The organism is Cytobacillus sp. NCCP-133 (assembly GCF_026011715.1).
Classification (GTDB): domain Bacteria; phylum Bacillota; class Bacilli; order Bacillales; family Cytobacillaceae; genus Cytobacillus.
In genome coordinates this window covers 4,625-23,571 of the sequence record NZ_BRVM01000004.1, presented here as the reverse complement: position 1 = coordinate 23,571, position 18,947 = coordinate 4,625, and the positions used below count along the sequence as shown (strand labels likewise).

General features: G+C 41.8%; 19 protein-coding genes and 1 pseudogene. 16 read left to right on the top strand and 4 right to left on the bottom strand.

What is annotated here, in order from left to right; genetic code table 11:
* Nucleotides 1-186, bottom strand: a pseudogene (locus NCCP133_RS07180) (hypothetical protein); the annotation flags it as partial.
* A 459-nt stretch (nt 187-645) separates the two neighbouring features.
* Between NCCP133_RS07180 and hflX the strand changes: the two are divergent.
* The 4 genes from hflX (at nt 646) to glnA (ending at nt 5,150) form a co-directional block, all read left to right on the top strand.
* Nucleotides 646-1,902, top strand: coding sequence for a GTPase HflX (hflX, locus tag NCCP133_RS07175; protein WP_264804250.1), 1,257 nt, complete (start codon nt 646-648; stop codon nt 1,900-1,902).
* A gap of 13 nt (nt 1,903-1,915) precedes the next feature.
* Nucleotides 1,916-3,187 carry a methionine gamma-lyase family protein gene (locus NCCP133_RS07170; RefSeq protein ID WP_264804249.1) on the top strand — a complete coding sequence of 424 codons (1,272 nt, stop codon included), beginning with the start codon at nt 1,916-1,918 and terminating at the stop codon, nt 3,185-3,187.
* 181 nt (nt 3,188-3,368) lie between these two features.
* Complete coding sequence (locus NCCP133_RS07165) at nt 3,369-3,776, top strand: MerR family transcriptional regulator (protein ID WP_309298044.1); 408 nt, start codon at nt 3,369-3,371, stop codon at nt 3,774-3,776.
* 39 nt (nt 3,777-3,815) lie between these two features.
* Nucleotides 3,816-5,150 (top strand): type I glutamate--ammonia ligase, encoded by a 1,335-nt coding sequence (gene glnA, locus NCCP133_RS07160; RefSeq protein ID WP_264804248.1) that lies wholly within the window; start codon nt 3,816-3,818, stop codon nt 5,148-5,150.
* A 402-nt stretch (nt 5,151-5,552) separates the two neighbouring features.
* Here glnA and NCCP133_RS07155 read toward each other — a convergent pair whose 3' ends face one another.
* On the bottom strand, nt 5,553-5,837 hold the full coding sequence (locus NCCP133_RS07155; RefSeq protein ID WP_264804247.1) for a DUF4257 domain-containing protein: 285 nt from the start codon (nt 5,835-5,837) through the stop codon (nt 5,553-5,555).
* A gap of 342 nt (nt 5,838-6,179) precedes the next feature.
* Nucleotides 6,180-6,803, bottom strand: a complete 624-nt coding sequence (gene lexA / locus NCCP133_RS07150; RefSeq protein WP_264804246.1) for a transcriptional repressor LexA — start codon at nt 6,801-6,803, stop codon at nt 6,180-6,182.
* A 158-nt stretch (nt 6,804-6,961) separates the two neighbouring features.
* Here lexA and yneA point away from each other — a divergent pair, with 158 nt between their 5' ends.
* From yneA to NCCP133_RS07105, 9 genes are all read left to right on the top strand, one after another.
* On the top strand, nt 6,962-7,294 hold the full coding sequence (gene yneA / locus NCCP133_RS07145; protein ID WP_264804245.1) for a cell division suppressor protein YneA: 333 nt from the start codon (nt 6,962-6,964) through the stop codon (nt 7,292-7,294).
* A gap of 16 nt (nt 7,295-7,310) precedes the next feature.
* Nucleotides 7,311-7,964 (top strand): YneB family resolvase-like protein, encoded by a 654-nt coding sequence (locus NCCP133_RS07140; protein WP_264804244.1) that lies wholly within the window; start codon nt 7,311-7,313, stop codon nt 7,962-7,964.
* Between the two features lie 143 nt (nt 7,965-8,107).
* Nucleotides 8,108-8,341: a DUF896 domain-containing protein gene (locus tag NCCP133_RS07135; RefSeq protein WP_035330672.1), complete on the top strand. Its 234-nt coding sequence runs from the start codon at nt 8,108-8,110 to the stop codon at nt 8,339-8,341.
* A gap of 237 nt (nt 8,342-8,578) precedes the next feature.
* On the top strand, nt 8,579-10,585 hold the full coding sequence (gene tkt, locus NCCP133_RS07130) for a transketolase (RefSeq protein ID WP_264804243.1): 2,007 nt from the start codon (nt 8,579-8,581) through the stop codon (nt 10,583-10,585).
* A gap of 538 nt (nt 10,586-11,123) precedes the next feature.
* Nucleotides 11,124-11,561: a sporulation inhibitor of replication protein SirA gene (gene sirA / locus NCCP133_RS07125; RefSeq protein WP_264804242.1), complete on the top strand. Its 438-nt coding sequence runs from the start codon at nt 11,124-11,126 to the stop codon at nt 11,559-11,561.
* An 87-nt stretch (nt 11,562-11,648) separates the two neighbouring features.
* A complete protein-coding gene (locus tag NCCP133_RS07120) occupies nt 11,649-11,864 on the top strand; it encodes a YneF family protein (protein ID WP_264804241.1) in 216 nt (71 codons plus the stop codon).
* Nucleotides 11,865-11,995: 131 nt separating this feature from the next.
* Nucleotides 11,996-12,436: a DUF6376 family protein gene (locus tag NCCP133_RS07115; RefSeq protein ID WP_264804240.1), complete on the top strand. Its 441-nt coding sequence runs from the start codon at nt 11,996-11,998 to the stop codon at nt 12,434-12,436.
* Between the two features lie 107 nt (nt 12,437-12,543).
* The gene (locus NCCP133_RS07110) at nt 12,544-14,292 is read left to right on the top strand and encodes an ABC transporter transmembrane domain-containing protein (protein ID WP_264804239.1); all 1,749 of its coding nucleotides are present in this window, start codon (nt 12,544-12,546) and stop codon (nt 14,290-14,292) included.
* 4 nt (nt 14,293-14,296) lie between these two features.
* Nucleotides 14,297-16,090 (top strand): ABC transporter ATP-binding protein, encoded by a 1,794-nt coding sequence (locus tag NCCP133_RS07105; protein WP_264804238.1) that lies wholly within the window; start codon nt 14,297-14,299, stop codon nt 16,088-16,090.
* A gap of 43 nt (nt 16,091-16,133) precedes the next feature.
* Here the strand turns inward: NCCP133_RS07105 and NCCP133_RS07100 are convergent, their stop codons facing one another.
* Complete coding sequence (locus NCCP133_RS07100; RefSeq protein ID WP_309298043.1) at nt 16,134-16,304, bottom strand: aspartyl-phosphate phosphatase Spo0E family protein; 171 nt, start codon at nt 16,302-16,304, stop codon at nt 16,134-16,136.
* Nucleotides 16,305-16,914: 610 nt separating this feature from the next.
* Between NCCP133_RS07100 and NCCP133_RS07095 the strand changes: the two genes are divergently transcribed.
* The 3 genes from NCCP133_RS07095 to NCCP133_RS07085 form a co-directional block, all read left to right on the top strand.
* Complete coding sequence (locus NCCP133_RS07095; RefSeq protein ID WP_264804237.1) at nt 16,915-17,622, top strand: cytochrome c biogenesis CcdA family protein; 708 nt, start codon at nt 16,915-16,917, stop codon at nt 17,620-17,622.
* A 481-nt stretch (nt 17,623-18,103) separates the two neighbouring features.
* Nucleotides 18,104-18,463 (top strand): response regulator, encoded by a 360-nt coding sequence (locus NCCP133_RS07090; protein WP_309298042.1) that lies wholly within the window; start codon nt 18,104-18,106, stop codon nt 18,461-18,463.
* Between the two features lie 141 nt (nt 18,464-18,604).
* Nucleotides 18,605-18,947, top strand: a 343-nt coding sequence (locus tag NCCP133_RS07085; protein ID WP_264804235.1) for a CcdC family protein, incomplete at its 3' end; no start/stop codon positions are given.

The window sequence follows — 18,947 nt, the reverse complement described above, 5'->3', positions numbered from 1 at the left end:
AACAATTGCTCCGCTGACCGCAAAGGCAATGGTGCCAATCATACTTAATACTTCCCACGTCATACGCCATTTCTCCTCATGATGAAAATCTCTGAATCTATATATAACGCCTTTTAAAATAAGTGAAACCTTTCCAAATAATATGATTTTAACACGGAAAAAAAGAATTACAACACTTTTGTTCAATCCCTTGCATCATTTTTTTAGGCTGTTTTCGCAAAGGGTGTTGCCTACAAACTAATTTTACTAACTGAGTTGATTGGAGATGAAGGCACTTGATCCTCGAATATGCTGACGCATTTCCTTCGTGCGGTGTTCATTCGAGGAAGCTTATTCAATGTCCTGCGGGAAGAGAGGGTGCGGGAGACTCCACAGGCGTGAAACGCCGAGGAGGCTTCCGTTCCTCCCCGCGGAAAGCAAGTGACTGGAGCGGAAATCAACAGGCAAGCTTTATAGTCCAAAAACAACAATCTATACGAAAGAGCCTTTTTTTAAAAGAGCCGTAAAAGGCTCTGCCCACGCGGTCAAAATTAGTATTTGCCTTTTTTTTTTGATATGATGTTATCAATCATAAAGCAGAGGCAAAGCTGATCAGACGATTTGCTTCCCGGCTTTTTTAATACACAGATGAAAGAGGGATGCTGATTGGAACAAAAGCCAGAATACGAAAAAGTAATTCTTGTTGGTTGCCATACAAAAGAAGACGACCAGCGTTTTGAATATTCTATGGAAGAGCTGGAGTCCTTAACGGAGACAGCTAATGGAAAGGTATTAGCTTCTGTTACGCAAAAAAGGGAACGGATTCACCCGTCTACATATATAGGAAAAGGTAAAGTGGAGGAGTTGGCAGTACTACAGGAGGAAATGGGAGCAGATATCATTATTTTTAATGATGAGCTTTCACCAAGCCAGGTCCGCAATCTTTCCTCTGAACTGGATTCAAGGATTATTGACCGTACACAGCTGATTTTGGACATTTTTGCGCAAAGAGCACGCTCCAAAGAAGGGAAGCTGCAGGTCGAGCTTGCGCAGCTGCAATACCTTCTGCCTCGGCTGTCCGGTCAGGGAATCCAGCTTTCGAGGCTTGGAGGGGGAATTGGCACAAGGGGTCCAGGTGAGACAAAGCTGGAATCTGACCGCCGCCATATCCGCCGCCGGATCGATGATATTAAAGCGCAGCTGTCCGTCATTGTGCAGCACCGAGACAGATATCGTGAAAGAAGGAAGAAAAATAAAGCCTTTCAAATTGCCCTTGTAGGATATACGAATGCAGGCAAATCAACCATTTTTAACAGGCTTTCAGAAGCGGAATCCTATGAAGAAAACCAGCTGTTTGCGACGCTTGACCCGATGACACGGAAGCTGATTTTGCCTAGCGGGTTTATAACGCTTGTCACAGATACGGTTGGATTTATTCAGGACTTGCCGACGACTTTGATCGCTGCATTCCGCTCAACTCTTGAAGAAGTGAAGGAAGCAGATCTTCTCCTGCATGTCGTGGATATGTCCAATCCTGATTACTACCAGCATGAGCAGACAGTTAATAAACTGATAGAAGATTTAGAAAATGATAAGATACCACAATTGACGGTATATAATAAGAGAGATTTAAGGCATCCTGATTTTGTCCCTGCAGCCCGAACAGAAATCATTCAAATTAGTGCGTTTGAAGAAGAAGATCGCAATGAGCTAAAACGGAAAATGGAGCAGATGATCCTTGGAATGATGAAACATTATCATGTAGAGGTGCCGTCAACTGAAGGAAAGCTGCTATCACAGCTTAAAAATGAAACGGTTTTGCGCGAATTGAGCTTTCATGAAGAAAAGGAATTGTACATCTGTAAAGGCTACTATCTTGAGGACCATGCTATTTCAGGGCCTTTAACGAAATATACTGTATAGTTAGGAGAACACCATGTTTCAACAGTTATCACACGGGGAAAAACTCCAGCCAATCGTAAAGGAAGTGGAGCAGAGGATTTCAGAAGTATTGCAGCACATTGACGAGCGGATTGATGAAAATCAATTTCGTGTGCTAAGAAGCTTTCAGAATTTTAAAGTTAGTGATTCTCATTTCATCCCATCAACCGGCTATGGCTATGATGATATAGGAAGAGATACGCTCGAAGAAATCTATGCAGAAGTTTTCGGGGGAGAAGCGGGTTTGGTCCGTCCTCAGATTATTTCTGGCACTCATGCCATTTCCATTGCACTATTTGGCATCCTGCGTCCAGGAGATGAATTACTCTATATCACTGGGAAGCCCTATGACACTCTTGAAGAGATTGTAGGAATAAGGGGGACAGGAACCGGCTCACTAAAAGAATTTGGCATTTGCTATAATAGTGTCCCGCTAACAGAAGGAGGGGGCATCGATTATCCTGCAGTTGAAAAAGCCATCAAGCCGAATACGAAAATGATTGGCATTCAGCGTTCAAAAGGGTATGCAACGAGACCCTCCTTTACAATTGAACAAATCAAAGAAATGATAAATTTTGTGAAGGAAATAAAGCCTGATGTCGTTGTCTTTGTTGACAATTGCTATGGCGAGTTTGTGGAAGACCGTGAGCCTTGCCATGTCGGAGCAGATCTGATGGCTGGTTCACTTATCAAAAACCCTGGCGGCGGCATTGCCAAGACCGGCGGCTATATTGTCGGTAAAGAGGAATGGGTTGACTCCTGCTCCTACCGGATGACTTCACCGGGAATCGGGGCTGAAGCTGGCGCAGCCCTATATAGCCTTCAGGAGATGTACCAAGGGTTTTTCCTTGCGCCGCATGTTGTGGGCCAGGCGCTTAAAGGAGCAGTTTTTACCGCAGCTATGCTTGAGCGCTTAGGAATGAATTCAAATCCAAATTGGGACAGTAAAAGGACAGACTTAATCCAAGCCGTGCAATTTGATGATCGGGAAAAAATGGTGGCGTTTTGCCAGGCGATTCAATTTGCTTCACCTGTCAATTCCCATGTTACTGCATACCCGGCTTATATGCCTGGCTATGAGGATGATGTTATCATGGCTGCAGGTACATTTATCCAGGGAGCAAGCATTGAACTGACAGCCGACGGTCCAATCAGGCCTCCATATGTAGCATATGTACAGGGGGGGCTTACCTATTCTCATGTAAAAATGGCGGTTTGCATTGCGTTAAACCGATTGCTTGAAAAAGGTTTAATTGAACTAAAATAGGTGAATATAAAAAAGGACAGCTACTAAGTTAGTTGTCCCTTTTTGTTCTTTGGAGATTTATAAAAAAATGAAAGGCAAAATTTTTTTGAAAAATCATGTTATAAAATCTAACATACTATTGACAGATTTCCTGACATTACATATAATAATCTCAAGAAGTAATAAAAAGGGGGAGAAATAGTTGACCGGAAGTGAAATTCGACGTTCCATGCCGCTTTTCCCAATTGGTACTGTCATGCAGCTGACTGATCTTACCGCAAGGCAGATCCGCTACTATGAAGAGCACCAATTAATTTCTCCAGCTAGAACCGAGGGGAATAGAAGACTTTTTTCCTTAAATGATATTGATGTCCTTTTAGAAATTAAGGATTTAATCGATCAGGGAGTCAATATGGCAGGGATCAAGCAGCTATTTTTCGTAAAAGAACAGCAAGCGATAACAGAAAGTATGAAGAAGCAAGATGAAAAAGCGAGACGCGATCTATCAGATGAAGAAATTCGGAAACTCCTTCGCAAGGAAATTGTGCAGGCAGGCCGATTCAATCGTCAATCACTGCGTCAAGGCAATATACACCGCTTTTTCCATTAAAAAAATAAACCACGCATGAATTTAAGGGAGGAACTACCATTGGCAAAGTATACTAAAGACGATATTAAACGTATTGCAGAGGAAGAAAACGTAAAATTTGTCCGTTTACAGTTTACGGATATCTTAGGAACAATTAAAAACGTTGAGATTCCGATCAGCCAGCTTGAAAAAGCGCTTGATAACAAAATGATGTTTGATGGATCTTCAATCGAAGGCTTTGTACGAATTGAAGAATCAGATATGAATTTATATCCTGATCTAGATACTTGGGTAGTTTTCCCTTGGACAGCGGAAAAAGGTAAAGTTGCACGCCTTATCTGTGACATCTACAATCCGGATGGTACTCCATTCATTGGTGACCCTCGAAGTAACTTAAAACGCATTTTAAAAGAAATGGAAGAGCTAGGATTCTCAGATTTCAATTTAGGGCCTGAGCCAGAATTCTTCCTATTCAAGCTTGACCAGGCAGGGGAGCCAACACTAGAACTAAACGATAACGGGGGATATTTCGACCTTGCGCCAACAGACCTTGGTGAAAACTGCCGCCGTGACATCGTGCTTGAGCTTGAAGAAATGGGCTTCGAAATCGAAGCTTCCCACCATGAGGTTGCTCCTGGCCAGCACGAAATCGACTTCAAATATGCAGATGCTTTAACAGCTTGTGACCAAATCCAAACATTCAAGCTAGTTGTTAAAACAATTGCCCGGAAGCACGGCCTGCATGCGACATTCATGCCAAAACCATTATTTGGTGTTAACGGTTCTGGAATGCACTGCAATGTTTCATTATTCAAGGATGGAAAAAATGCATTCTTCAATGAAACTGGATACCTGCAATTAAGCGATGATGCTCGCCATTTCATTGCAGGTATCATTAACCATGCGACTGCATTCACAGCAGTAACAAACCCAATTGTTAACTCTTATAAGCGTTTGGTTCCTGGCTATGAAGCACCTTGCTATGTTGCATGGTCTGCTCAAAACCGTTCACCGCTTATCCGTATCCCGGCTTCACGCGGTGTAAGTACACGTGTTGAGGTAAGAAGCGTTGACCCTGCTGCAAACCCATACCTTGCTATGGCTGTACTTTTAAAAGCTGGTCTTGACGGAATCAAGAACAAATTGACTCCTCCAGCACCTGTTGACCGCAACATCTATGTAATGAACAAGGAAGAACGCATCGAAGAAGGCATCAAGGATCTTCCAGCTACATTGGCAGCTGCCCTTGATGAGCTTAAGAAGGACGAAGTTATCGTGTCTGCTCTTGGTGAACACATCTTCGAACACTTCATTGAAGCAAAAGAAATCGAGTGGGATATGTTTAGAACACAAGTGCATCCATGGGAGCGCGAGCAGTACTTGAGCATGTACTAAAATAAGCTTTAGCCTTGGCCTCAGTGCCGAGGCTTTTTAATATTATCAGAAATTATATTCTTTTGAACTTAGAGAACTGTCTAGCTCCAGGCACCTACCCCCTCGAGGTCACAAGCCGATCCCCTCCCAAAAAGGCAAAGAACTTCTTTCCGTGAGGCTCGTCTTGTGCTTATCGGAAGTGGGCAAAGCGCCCTGCGCTTTTCTTAGTGCAAAAATAAAAATCCATCACTGAAAAATAGATTTTCAGTTCGGGCATGTGATAACTTTTTCCAGCTTTTAAATCTTTTGGTGAAGGTGGTAAAAGAATTGTAAGTATGTCCGAAGGGTTTCCGTCTATTAAAAACACAAAAAACCTCGTCCAGCTGTGAACGAGATTTTATCTATATTAATCTCTGCGTCCCTCTATTCTTTATGCCTGATCTTTAAGAAATCGAGACATGTCAACAGTGCATCTCCTCCAAATCCTGCAATTACCGCAAGAAGTACCACCTTTAAGGTAGAATCAGGATCTGAAGATACGACCAAAAAAACAGCCGCTAAAGCCCCCATAATCATTTCTTCCAAAACCCCGAGATAGATAAATTTCTTAGTTCTCCGAGGCTTCACCAATTTGCCTTCTTTCCGAATATGTCCAACGACACCAACAAGCCCACCAATCAACAAAGCGAAGGTAATGTTCAAAAACATTTTTTCTTCACACTCCTAAAGTCGAGATTTTGGACAAGCGACCTTAGGTTGATTCTCGGTGTATTACCATTATATAGGAAATGCATATTAATTAGTATGCATAAAAATACCGAATTTTCAGACAAGTAAAATAGTTAAACCTTACTGTAACTTTCATTCAAATGAAAGTTATCTGATACTATCGTATGATTTTATTCATAGCACCAGGTAATAGAAGCTGTTAATGTTTTAAGAACTGATAAATTTGCCTGTTGATTCCTAAGTTTGACCGTAACAAACGGGCTCTCCGAAAACTGCAAAAAAATAAAAGCAAACATTGAATGCTTGCTTTTTGTACACCTATTAATGCAAGTGGCGATATACTCCGATTACTTTGCCCAGAATGGATACATTTCGAAGAATGATCGGTTCCATCGTGGAGTTTTCCGGCTGCAGGCGGACATAATCTTTCTCTTTGAAGAATCTTTTTACGGTTGCTTCATCTTCCTCTGTCATCGCTACAACGATATCTCCGTTATTCGCAGTGCTTTGCTGTTTAACGACGACATAGTCCCCATCAAGAATACCGGCTTCAATCATACTTTCTCCCATAATCTCAAGCATGAACACATGCTCATCTGCCGGAGCCATCCTTTCTGGAAGAGGGAAGTATTCTTCGACATTTTCAATAGCTGTAATAGGCTGACCTGCTGTAACCTTACCTACGATCGGCACATTAACAGCATTCACTTTTGGAATATGAGAAGACTCGTCCAAATCCAAAATCTCAATGGCGCGCGGCTTGGTAGGATCCCGACGGATTAATCCTTTGCTTTCAAGCCTTGCGAGATGGCCGTGGACAGTGGAGCTTGAAGCAAGCCCGACCGCTTCTCCAATTTCACGAACAGAAGGCGGATAGCCTCTTAATTTTACTTCTTCTTTAATAAACTCTAATATATCTTGCTGCCTCTTCGATATTTTCACCATCTTAAACGCACCTCGTATGAATTTTCTTGTCTTTATTATAGCATCAATTACCAGTGCATACAAACATAAGTTCGAATTTTTTTGTTGACACAAAACAAATGTTCGGATTATAATAAAGACATTAAATGCGAACATACATTCTGATAGGGGTGTTTTAAATGTTGAAAAAATTGTGGAAATCCTATTCATATGCTATTATTCTATTCGTTTTAAGTTTAGCTGCTTCTGTAATTCTAGTTGTGCAAATGGAAACGCTGGAGAGCGATAAATTTGTAACCGTAAGAGTTTCGGAAGGAGACTCATTATGGGAGATTGCTGAAAACTTTTCAGCTGAACATTCTCTTTCATCCAATGAGTTTGTCAGCTGGGTGGAACAGAACAATGGAATTACAGGGGGCAGAATCTTTCCTGGAGACGTAATTGTCATCCCTGTTAAAGCTGTGAAAGGCCAGCCTTTCACGGAACTTGCAAGCTCTGAACTAAATGAATAGCAAATAAGGAGAAGTCATGAAAGCAATCATATACTGCAGGGTAAGCACAACAAAGGACACGCAGGAAACCTCTCTTTCCAGGCAGGAAGAAGAGCTCTTGAATCTGGCAAAAGTGAATCATTTCCAAGTAGTAAAGGTGATTCGAGAGCAGGCTAGCGGGTACGATCTTGATAGAGACGGGATACTGGAGCTCCTGGATTTAATAAAAGAAAAGGATATTAATGTCGTTCTGATCCAGGATGAAACAAGGATTGGACGGGGGAATGCAAAGATAGCCATTTTGCATTGTATTCTAAAAGAAGAAGTCCAGCTTTACAGCATCTCCAATAACGGGCAGCTGCAGCTATCGGAATCAGACTCAATGGTTTTAAGCATTGTCGGGATGGTAGAGGAATATCAGCGAAAGCTGCATAATATAAAAATCAAACGGGGTATGCAAAGAGCGGTTGATAAAGGGTACCGTCCTCAAAAAAACCTTAGCAACCAAGGCTCCAATGCAGGGAGGGACAGAATAGAGGTTCCTATTGAAGAAATTTTCCGACTTCGAAAAAACGACCTTACATTTGAAGAAATTGCTGCAACCCTAAGAGGATTTGGCTACAGCATATCAAAAGCCACTGTACATAGAAGATATAAGGAATATATCGAATCATTGGCAGAAGCAGAGTAGAGCACTTTTCTTGTCAAAAGTGCTCTTTTTTTAGTATGATGCATTTGAGTTTCAATATTGTTCTTTACTTGAAGCTGTTATATAATAGTACCTTCTATCAGAATATCCAATGGTAAACTTTTGATATAAAGGAGCTTTAAAATATGTTGCCAAAACAAAAACTTGCCCGAATTAATGAACTGGCAAAGAAAGCGAAGGAATCCGGTTTAACTGAAGCTGAAGCGAAAGAACAGACTTCTCTCCGGAAAGAATATTTGGAGACATTCCGCTCCGGTATGTTAAATACGCTGAAAGGCGTTACAATCGTTGATCCAAAAGGAAATGATGTAACTCCGAAAAAGCTGAAAGATTTCCAAAATAAAAACCGCCTTCATTAATAATATTATTGCAAGGGATACACTCTGCTGTATTCCTTCTTTTAATAGAATGCGGAGGTGACATTAAGGCAAGCATTGCCGGCTATCTCCGCATTTTTTACATATGCCGGGGCTTTTTGTGTCAATATATTAACAAACCGGCTTTTTTATCCTTTTTTCTGATCCTATTGGTTGTGAAAAAAGAGAACACCCGATAATATTAAAAGAGTAAGAATTATTCTCGAAAGGATGTATTGAATGTTTAATCACACAGATGAACTATCCATCAGTTCCATTCGTACTTTATCAATTGACGCCATTGAAAAGGCCAATTCCGGCCATCCAGGCATGCCAATGGGTGCAGCGCCAATGGCTTATACACTATGGACACGCTTCATGAACCACAATCCGAAAAACCCTGAATGGTTCAACCGAGACCGTTTCGTCCTTTCTGCTGGACATGGATCAATGCTTTTATATAGCCTTCTTCATTTATCCGGCTATGATGTATCTATGAATGACATTAAAGAGTTCAGACAATGGGGAAGCAAAACTCCTGGACACCCTGAATTCGGGCACACTCCTGGGGTTGACGCAACGACAGGCCCATTAGGACAAGGAATTGCAATGGCTGTTGGTATGGCTATGGCAGAACGTCATTTAGCTGCAACATACAATAAAGACAATTTCAATGTGGTTGACCACTATACATACAGCATTTGCGGTGACGGAGACCTTATGGAAGGCGTTTCTGCGGAAGCTGCTTCACTTGCAGGCCATCTAAAGCTTGGAAGATTGGTTGTTCTATATGATTCCAATGATATTTCACTTGATGGAGACTTGGACAAGTCATTTTCTGAAAGCGTAGAACAACGTTTCAAATCTTACGGCTGGCAATACATCCGCGTAGAAGACGGCAACGATCTTCATGAGATCGCAAGGGCAATTGAAGAAGCGAAACAAGACGAAAATCGTCCAACAATGATCGAAGTTAAAACAGTTATCGGCTACGGTTCACCAAACAAGTCAGGTAAGTCTGATGCACACGGTGCTCCTCTTGGTGCTGACGAACTTAAGTTAACAAAAGAAGCTTATAAGTGGACGTTCGAAGAAGACTTCTATGTTCCTGCAGAAGTATATGACCATTTCAAACAGCAAGTTGCTGAAAATGGCGCGAAAAAACAGCAGGAGTGGGAAGACCTGTATGCTCAATATAAAGAAAAGCATCCTGAGTTAGGAAAGCAGCTGGAGCAGGCGATCAATGGTGAGCTTCCTGAAGGATGGAATAAAGACATTCCTGTTTACGAAGAAGGAAAGAGCCTTGCATCCCGCGCTTCCTCAGGTGAAGTGTTAAATGCAGTTGCGCAAAACCTTCCTTCATTCTTTGGCGGATCTGCTGACCTTGCAGGATCCAACAAGACAATGATTAAAGGAACTGGAGACTTTACGGCAGAATCATTTGACGGCCGCAACATCTGGTTCGGTGTCCGTGAATTTGCAATGGGCGCTGCTTTGAATGGTATGGCTCTACATGGCGGATTAAAAGTATTCGGCGGAACATTCTTCGTGTTCTCTGACTATCTGCGTCCGGCAATCCGTCTGGCTGCACTTATGAATCTGCCTGTAACATATGTGTTCACACATGACAGTATCGCTGTTGGTGAGGACGGTCCTACACATGAGCCGGTTGAACAGCTTGCTGCATTGCGCGCAATGCCGAACATCTCAGTTGTCCGACCTGCTGATGGAAACGAAACGGCAGCTGCATGGAAAACAGCAATCGAATCAACAAACAAGCCAACTGCTTTAGTGTTGACTCGCCAAAATCTTCCTACTTTAAAAGGAACGGATTCAGCGGCATATGAAGGTGTACAGAAAGGTGCTTATGTAGTTTCTCCAGCTTCCAACGATAATGCGGATGTATTATTGCTTGCTGCCGGATCAGAAGTTAGCCTGGCTGTTGATGCTCAAAAAGCGCTTGAAGGCGAAGGCATCCATGCATCAGTGGTCAGCATGCCTGCTTGGGACCGCTTCGAAGCTCAATCAATAGAGTACAAAGAAAGCGTCATTCCTAAGTCCGTCAAGAAGCGTCTTGCAATCGAAATGGGAACTTCTCTTGGCTGGCACCGCTATGCTGGAGACGAAGGAGATGTTCTTGCAATCGATACATTTGGCGCATCTGCACCAGGCGAAAAGATTATGGAAGAATACGGATTCACTCTAGAAAATGTTGTAGCACGTGTGAAGGCCTTGCTTCAAGACTAATATTTCTTACTAAGGGAGAGCTGATAGGCTCTTCCTTTTTGTATCTAAAAGTAAAAAAATAGGGTGAGTGGTATGGAGCTAGATATGAGGCAGGAAATGGATGTGGGTTATAGGAAAAGGTCGGTATCGAGCATTCATGAAGCCACAAAAGGAAAAAAGTCAGAGAGTAAGGTCGCCATGAGGCGACCATAAAGCCCAAAATAGAGAAAAGCCAAAGTCAAAGGTCTCCAAAAAGTGATTTCACAGAAACATAGATCAATAATATCTGAACAAAATGATAGTTGATAAAGTGTCCTAAAAAAACAGGATTATCTATCATGAAAAAAGGGAAAACACCGTAATAAATTTAATTTCACCCTAAATCATCAAAACAAGTCAAACTAACAGCAGCATGATTCTCCCACTATGAATCCTCATAATGAATTGATTTCCATATATTCGACAAAATTAGTGAAAGTTTTTAACATCTTCAGACACATTCCTTGTATTTGTTTTCTTATAATTGAAAGAAATGGATCGTCCCGGAAGGAGGGGCCAGATGAGAGCTTATCAATTGTATTTAATAGAAGATGAATTTGCGTCCCATTATTTTGGAAGAGAGCGGATGTTTTTTCAGTTGTTTGAGGAGTATGAGCGTTCATCAGGTGAAATGAAGTCTATTCTTGCGAAACAGATCGAGTTTGTGACAAAACCAATCCCGGGTTTGAAATTACATCAATATATCTATCAGCAGCTTCAGCGAAAAAAAGATTTTTTCATAGAAAAAGGCGCATACTATATAGAGATGAACAAACGGAGCAGGGCGAAGCTTGAAGTGTTTGATCGGTGCTTGGTTTTAGAAGCGTCGGGCAGCTATGAGGCTGAGACAGTATTTTTTGAGGTACTGCGAAAAAGCGAGTCTTCCTTTTTGGCTGTTGATGTCCACCACAAGCGGTACGGATGGCTGAAACCGATTAAAGAAAGAAAATTCGTCTGAAAAAAGAGAAAAAACGAAGCAAATATTGTATAATAGCCTTTGGTCTAGTACACTGTATGATAGACAACATGAAGGAGGAAGTAATTTATGTGGATGTATATTCTAGTCGGTATACTGGCACTTCTTGCTGGTGTAGCACTAGGATTTTTCATTGCTCGTAAATACATGATGAGCTACCTAGAGAAAAATCCGCCAATTAATGAACAAATGTTAAAAATGATGATGATGCAAATGGGCATGAAGCCATCACAAAAGAAGATCAACCAAATGATGAATGCCATGAACAAACAGTCTGGCAAGTAACCAGGGACAAGCATCCCATCAAGAGCCACTTTTCTGATAAAACAGAAGGGTGGTTTTTTTAAGTGTTCAATGAAACTTTCCTCTAAGCTATCCGTAAATAGACTATGACAAAATATGAAAGGAAAGCAAAAATGAAAAAATACCTTATAATCGGGCTCCTTGCCATTTCCATGTTGTTAAGCGGCTGTTCATTTTTAGGGGAAGTAAATAATTCCATTGAATATGTTAATCAGGCGACTGAGCATATCAATACCTTAAATCATTTTGCAGAAGAGGCACCGCAGCTGATTAAAGAGGCTGCTGCAGATCCAGCATTAAAACAAGAACTTGAGGACCGGCTGATCACACTTAAACAGGAAGTAGAAGAATTCATCGCATTGAAAGACATTCCAGCTTTAGCTAAAGATATTCATCAGGAATTGGTGAACCAAAATGAAGCACTTCTTGCGGAGATCAATCAGGTTTTAGAGAATGGGAACCTTGCACTCGATCAACTCGAAAACTCTGAACTGTTCAGCACTATAAATGAAGTAACGAGTCTGAAAAATCGAATCGAAGCATTAGGGCAGTAAGCATCCACAAGGATGCTTTTTCTTTCTAAAAAAAATCTTCCTTATTTTTGAAATATTTGTTAAACTATTTAAGCTATTATTAAGTTACGGGTTTCGGAGGAAAAGGTATGAAGGTCTTTTTGGATTTGATGTGGTTTTTTAAACAGGAGAAAAAGTCGTATGTAAACGGGATTATTCTGCTGTTATTTGTGGCAATGCTGCAGCTGGTTCCGCCAAAGGTTGTCGGGATTGTGGTAGACTCGATCAAAAATGGCGAACTGACAGGGCAATCGCTATTGATGTGGATGGGAATCCTGGCTGTTGTTGCATTCATGATGTATGTGCTCCGTTATTTTTGGCGCATTATGATTTTCGGGTCGGCGGTTAAGCTGTCCAAGTTATTAAGGAATAAGCTTTATGGTCATTTTACAAAAATGTCGCAGTCCTTTTACCAGAAAAAGCGGGTTGGCGATTTAATGGCGCATGCTACGAATGATTTACAGGCGATTCAGCAGACTGCCGGAGCAGGGGTTCTAACATTTGTAGACTCACTTGCAACAGGCGGATTCGTTATCATTGCCATGGCCACCACAATTAGCTGGAAACTTACGCTAATCAGTCTAATTCCGATGCCATTTATGGCGCTGCTGACAAGCTGGTATGGAACCCTGCTGCATAAACGGTTCCATAAGGCTCAGGAGGCATTTTCATCATTAAATGATAAAACACAGGAGAGCGTTTCCGGAATTAAAGTCATTAAAACATTTGGCCAGGAAAAAGAAGATATTGAAGATTTTCGCAGGCAGTCTGAAGATGTGGTTCAGAAGAATATCTCTGTCGCCAAAGTTGATTCTTTATTCGATCCAACCATCAGCATCATTGTCGGGATCTCCTTTTTCCTTTCCATTGCATTTGGATCCAGATATGTAATCGCAGGAGAGTTGACGATCGGGCAGCTTGTTTCGTTTACAACTTATCTTGGTTTGCTTATTTGGCCGATGCTGGCTTTTGGCTGGCTGTTCAATATTGTGGAGAGAGGCCGTGCCTCCTATGACCGTGTTTCTGCATTACTCGCAGAAGAAATTGATATTAAAGATGACGAGTCGGGCATCATTGAAGTTCCGAGTGGAGATATTGAGTATAAAATTGAGGAGTTCGCTTATCCGGGAGAAAATGAAGCACTGCTTGAAGATATTCAATTTAGGCTGCAAAGAGGAGAGACTCTCGGAATTGTCGGTAAAACAGGCGCAGGTAAAACCACTCTGCTTAAGCTTCTAATCCGCGAATTTGAAGGCTATAAAGGCGAAATCCTGTTTGCAGAGCATCCGATTGAACGCTATAAAATGGAGAGCTTGAGGGAGGCGATCGGATATGTACCGCAGGAGCACTTTCTGTTTTCTGCCACTGTCGCTGAAAACATTGCTTTTACAAGGCCAGGTGCTGAGCTAGAAGAAATCTATAGTGCAGCTAAGCTTGCAAACATCCATGATGATATTCTCGAATTTACAGAAGGGTATCAAACCGTTGTCGGGGAAAGAGGGGTTTCCCTTTCCGGCGGGCAAAAGCAGCGGATCTCCATTGCGAGAGCCCTGCTTTTGAATCCCGAAGTGTTAATTTTAGATGACTCCCTTTCAGCGGTTGATGCGAAAACAGAGGAAGCGATCCTTACTTCATTGCGCGAAGAGCGGGCCGGCAAAACAACGATCATTACCGCTCACCGCCTGAGTGCCATCCATCATGCCAATTTAATTCTCATACTGGATGAAGGAAAGATTGTCCAAAGGGGTACACATGATGATTTAATGGCTGAAGAGGGCTGGTATCAGAATATGTATCTGCGCCAGCAGCTGGAAGAGCTTGTGGAGCATGGGGGATAAGAAAATGGAAAAAACACCAGTTATGAAAGGAAAAGAGCAGCGAAAGGTTTTGTTCAGGCTGCTCTCTTATACAAAACCGCATAAGAAAACGATTCTGTTTGCCTTCAGTCTCCTCCTGTTAACGACGATAGGCGACATATTGGGACCGATTTTGGTAAAAATTTTCATCGATGATTATTTAACACCAAGAAATCTAGTGTTTGAGCCGTTATTTGCAATAGGGGCTGCCTACCTGGGCATTCAGATTATGTATGTGCTTGTTTCCTACTTCCAGTTGTTAAAGTTCCAGGAAATCGCGTTGAAAATCATCCAGCAGCTCCGTGTTGATGTTTTTTCGAAAGTACAGTCACTGGGTTTAAAATATTTTGATAAAACACCTGCGGGCAGCATTGTTTCGAGGGTGACGAATGATACAGAAGCAATCAAGGATATGTTCGTAAGTGTATTGGTCACGTTCCTTCAAGGGGCTTTCCTGCTGGCAGGAATATTTGTGGCGATGTTTATTTTAAATGTTAAGCTGGCATTGTTCTGCCTAGTGATCCTGCCGATTCTTTTTATGATCATGAGAACATACCTGAAATACAGTTCGGTTTTTTATAAGGATTTAAGGGAAAGGCTGAGCCAGCTGAATGCGAAGCTGAGCGAATCCTTGCAGGGGATGTCCATCATTCAGGTGTTCAGGCAGGAAAAAAGGCTGCAAAAGGAATTTGGCGATATTAATGAGCAGCATTATAATGCCGGGATGCGAAATATCAAAATGGATGGATTACTGCTGAGGCCAGCCATCGATCTCGTCTATGTTTTGGCATTAATCATAGTCTTGAGCTTTTTTGGGATTGCCTCCTTTAATAGTCCGATTGAGATCGGGGTGCTTTATGCGTTTGTCAGCTATCTGGATCGATTCTTTGAGCCGGTGAATCAGATCATGATGAGGCTGTCCATGTATCAGCAGGCCATCATAGCAGCTTCGCGAGCTTTTGCACTATTGGATGACAAAGAACTTGCACCGGAACAGCAAGATAAAAACGCTGCTGAAATCAAGGATGGAGAAATTGAGTTCAGAAACCTGAGCTTCTCCTATGATGGCATACGGGATGTCTTGAAAAATATTTCTTTTACAGCCAAGCCGGGCGAGACCGTTGCCCTTGTTGGCCATACAGGCAGCGGAAAAAGCTCTATTATCAATTTAATGATGCGTTTCTATGAATTTGAGCGCGGCGATATTTTAATAGACGGGAAAAGCATTAAATCCTATCCGAAGGATGAGCTCCGCACAAAGATGGGGCTTGTTCTTCAGGACCCGTTTCTTTTTTATGGAACGATCAAAGATAATATCAGGCTTCATAATGAGAACATGACGGATGAGGAAATTGAAGGAGCTGCCCAGTTTGTTCAGGCGCATACGTTCATTGATAAATTAGAAGATGGCTATGCACATCAGGTGGTGGAGCGGGGATCTGCTTTTTCGAGCGGGCAAAGGCAGCTGATTGCCTTTGCGAGGACGATTGCAGCCAATCCCAAAGTACTGGTTCTGGATGAAGCAACGGCAAATATTGATACGGAAACGGAAGAAGCGATTCAAATTGCGCTGGAGAAAATGCGGAAGGGCAGAACGACCATTGCGATTGCCCATCGCCTATCAACCATTCAGGATGCAGAATTTATTCTTGTTCTTCATCAAGGGGAGATTGTCGAAAGAGGCACACATCAGGAATTGCTTGCCAAACGGGGATTGTATCATAAAATGTACCTGCTGCAGAATGGATCTGCTGAAAAAGAGGAGGGTGCAGTTGGATAAAATTAGAATGAAAAAACAGCCTGCATTTAACGCAAGGCTGTTTTTATTGAGTCTGCACTTTTTGTATAAAGGTACGATTGTATTCATTTAGTAGGGCATCAAGTTCCTGACTGTACCGGATTGCCACCGAAGAGTTTAAGCCGCTTTTCATGGCCACTTGAATTAATTCCATTCTCTTCTGTTCAATCAACGTAAGCAGTTCCTGTTTACACATGGCCAATAATTCCTCTCTGGTGGTTTCTCGTGACATTATGTAAAAATCAGCTGCCAATTATGTTCCATGTCAAATGCTGAAAGATAATAACAGAATTTGTTAAGATATATTCTAGTATATCGAATTATGGTAATAAATTCAAAAGAAAGTTCGTTTAAAGTTTAATAACGTTTACATTAAATAAACATGTTAATGTTGTAAATTAATATGGTTTATTATAGAGCTTGTTTAGGGGTTTTTCCAGAGATGTAAAGGAATTTCCAGTTAATACTTGTAAATTAAATTAATTTTACTTAAAAAGTGTCTCTATTACTTTGGCCTGTTAAATTCCGTTCCAGGCACTCGCTTTCCGCTGGCGGTCGGGAGCCTCCTCAGCGCATTCGCGCGCCTGTGGGGTCTCCCTTTGACTCGCTTTTCCGCAGGAGTCTTGTGCCTTCCGCTGCAATCAACAGGGTGTAATATCACAATATTAGCTTTAACACAGCAATTTTTACAAATACTATCAGAGGTGTTTTTTGAAGACACAAAACGTTCACAGTCTATCCATTATCTTTTTGGCATGGGATTTGTTAGAATAAGCAGAAATGAATGTGTATCAGGAGTTGTGATTATGACAGATTTGAATGTGTTTATTGCGTTAGGGGCAGGGTTTTTGAGTTTTATTTCTCCTTGCTGCCTGCCATTATATCCAGCGTTTTTATCGTATATTACAGGGATGTCAGTGGGGGAGATAAAGGGAGAGAATGCAATGCTGCAAAGGCGGAGCATGCTGCATACTTTATTCTTCCTGCTAGGGTTTTCGGCGATTTTTATTGCGATTGGGTTTGGCACTACTTTTATAGGACGTTTCTTCACTGAATATCAGGATTTGATCCGTCAGCTTGGCGCTATTTTTATTTTCTTCTTTGGACTTGTCGTAGTTGGTTTAATCAAACCGGAATTTTTAATGAAAGAAAGACGTTTCGAGTTTAAAAATCGTCCTGCTGGATTCCTTGGATCGATATTAATTGGTATGGCATTTGCGGCCGGCTGGACACCATGTACAGGGCCAATTCTTGGAGCAGTCATCTCTCTTGCTGCAGCAAATCCAGGATCAGCTATGGTTTATATGATTGCTTATATCCTTGGCTTTGGAATTCCATTCTTTGTCCTTTCCTTCTTCGTTGGAAAGCTGCAATGGATCAAGAGAAACAGCGTCAAGATTATGAAAATTGGCGGCGTATTAATGATGATGATGGGTGTTGTCCTGTTCTTTGACTGGATGACCAAGATTATTGCAATTTTGTCACCATTATTCGGCGGATTTACTGGTTTCTAAAAAATGGGCATCACATTCAAATTGGGAATGTGATGCTTTTTTAATATTATCAGAAATTATCTTCTTTTGAACTTAGATAACGGTCCAGCTCCAGGCGCCTGCCCCTCGAGGTCACAAGCTTGTCTAGTTGCAGCTCCTAGGGACTTGGGTCATCAGCCAAGCCCTTATGAAGGAAAGAACGCCTTTTAAAGGGCATGGGTGCTGCCTGTCGTCCCTGGGCAAGTCGATTTGCGCTTTTATTTATATAAGTTGAAAGGACCAGGGGGCAGTCGAAATTTGTCGTATTCTTTAAATTGAAATTTATCTGATACTTCGCTATATTTTAAGATGTGTTCTTTCAGCATGGATGTTTGTATTTATACGGAACCCAAACCTTTTTACTAGATAAAAAGGTTTATTATTTGGTATTTTGGGTATTTTTTACTATGATAGAAGTATAATAGAGATAGAGATTCCAATGCAGGACAAGGGGGAAACAGTGGTGGCAAGAATTTTAATAGTCGATGATGCAAAATTTATGAGAGTCACTCTGGGCAGCATTTTAAAAAAAGCCGACCATGAGATTGTGGGAGAAGGGGAAAACGGCAGGGAAGCCGTTGAGCTGTTTGGGAATCTGCAGCCAGACCTGGTCATGCTGGATATCACCATGCCGGAAATGAGCGGGCTGGATGCCATGAAGGAAATCAAAAAGGATCATCCAAACGCCAAAGTCATCATGTGTTCGGCAATGGGCCAGCAGAAGGTAGTGGTCGAGTCCATTGAAGCAGGAGCAAAGGATTTTATAGTAAAGCCTTTTGATGAAGGACGTGTACTGGAAGCGGTCTATCGGGTTTTGAGCTAAGAGCTGACTCATGGTACCCTGGACATAAGGATGTGTCCGGGTATCGGATGGAGTTGGCTTTTTTAATTGAAAATGTACCTAAACCAAGCCCATTAAGATATAATAGATAGAGTAATCTAATGAAACAGAGGAAGAAATCGCATGGATTTTGTATTAATTTCATCAATCGGTGCCGTATTTATGGCGATTTTCGTGATGTTTATCCGCATGAAGGCAGCCAAAAAGCCGGCTTCCGCCAAGAAAATCATCTTGCCGCCGATTTTCATGAGCACAGGTGCGCTCATGTTTGTGGTCCCATATTTTCGAGTGACTCCTACGGAGATCCTGGAAGCTGCCTCTGTTGGAATGCTGTTTTCGATCCTGCTGATCAAGACATCTTCCTTTGAAATCAGGGACAACGAAATCTACCTTAAGCGTTCAAAAGCATTTGCTTTTATATTAATAGGATTGCTTGTAGTACGGATTATTGGAAAAATGATCCTTA

Excerpts from the sequence above, each read along its gene's own strand:
- NCCP133_RS07170 (WP_264804249.1), top strand. The coding sequence starts at position 1,916 with ATGTTTCAACAGTTATCACACGGGGAAAAACTCCAGCCAATCGTAAAG.
- NCCP133_RS07155 (WP_264804247.1), bottom strand. The coding sequence starts at position 5,837 with ATGTTTTTGAACATTACCTTCGCTTTGTTGATTGGTGGGCTTGTTGGT.
- lexA (WP_264804246.1), bottom strand. The coding sequence starts at position 6,803 with ATGGTGAAAATATCGAAGAGGCAGCAAGATATATTAGAGTTTATTAAA.
- yneA (WP_264804245.1), top strand. The coding sequence starts at position 6,962 with ATGTTGAAAAAATTGTGGAAATCCTATTCATATGCTATTATTCTATTC.
- NCCP133_RS07140 (WP_264804244.1), top strand. The coding sequence starts at position 7,311 with ATGAAAGCAATCATATACTGCAGGGTAAGCACAACAAAGGACACGCAG.
- NCCP133_RS07135 (WP_035330672.1), top strand. The coding sequence starts at position 8,108 with ATGTTGCCAAAACAAAAACTTGCCCGAATTAATGAACTGGCAAAGAAA.
- tkt (WP_264804243.1), top strand. The coding sequence starts at position 8,579 with ATGTTTAATCACACAGATGAACTATCCATCAGTTCCATTCGTACTTTA.
- sirA (WP_264804242.1), top strand. The coding sequence starts at position 11,124 with ATGAGAGCTTATCAATTGTATTTAATAGAAGATGAATTTGCGTCCCAT.
- NCCP133_RS07120 (WP_264804241.1), top strand. The coding sequence starts at position 11,649 with ATGTGGATGTATATTCTAGTCGGTATACTGGCACTTCTTGCTGGTGTA.
- NCCP133_RS07115 (WP_264804240.1), top strand. The coding sequence starts at position 11,996 with ATGAAAAAATACCTTATAATCGGGCTCCTTGCCATTTCCATGTTGTTA.
- NCCP133_RS07110 (WP_264804239.1), top strand. The coding sequence starts at position 12,544 with ATGAAGGTCTTTTTGGATTTGATGTGGTTTTTTAAACAGGAGAAAAAG.
- NCCP133_RS07105 (WP_264804238.1), top strand. The coding sequence starts at position 14,297 with ATGGAAAAAACACCAGTTATGAAAGGAAAAGAGCAGCGAAAGGTTTTG.
- NCCP133_RS07100 (WP_309298043.1), bottom strand. The coding sequence starts at position 16,304 with ATGTGTAAACAGGAACTGCTTACGTTGATTGAACAGAAGAGAATGGAA.
- NCCP133_RS07095 (WP_264804237.1), top strand. The coding sequence starts at position 16,915 with ATGACAGATTTGAATGTGTTTATTGCGTTAGGGGCAGGGTTTTTGAGT.